Genomic DNA, 344 nt, shown 5'->3' on the forward strand with positions numbered 1-344 from the left:
GGGGATGGGGTGGCCGAGCCAGCGGCGGAGGAGGGAGCGCTGGGCGTTGGTGATGCCGCGGATGAGGGTGGTGGCGAGGATGAGGAGGGGGAAGCCGAGGAGGATGGCGGTGAGGGCGCCGGAGAGGATGAAGAGGAGTGTGAGGAGCAGTCCGGTGATGGCGAGTCCGGTGAACGCCAGTGACCAGCCCAGTAGCCGGATGCGTCCGGCACGGTAGTCCTCGATGCGGGCCACGGGGTTCCTTTCGGAGGGGCGTTGCGTGGCCTTTATTGTGCCGCGTCGGAGCTGGTGGTGCGGTGGTGCTGTGTCCCTCTTCGGTGGTGGGGCGGTCACTGCTGGGGCGG

The 344-nt window shown here is 68.9% G+C and carries 1 protein-coding gene; it reads right to left on the reverse strand.

Features of this window, described 5'->3' with window-relative positions; translation table 11 throughout:
- The coding region (locus tag DEF28_RS26970) for a sensor domain-containing protein (protein ID WP_199493594.1) at nucleotides 1-234 on the reverse strand (234 nt) is incomplete at its 3' end.
- Nucleotides 235-344: the final 110 nt, after the last annotated feature.

The sequence above is a fragment of the Marinitenerispora sediminis genome, assembly GCF_003336425.1.
Taxonomy (GTDB): domain Bacteria; phylum Actinomycetota; class Actinomycetes; order Streptosporangiales; family Streptosporangiaceae; genus Marinitenerispora; species Marinitenerispora sediminis.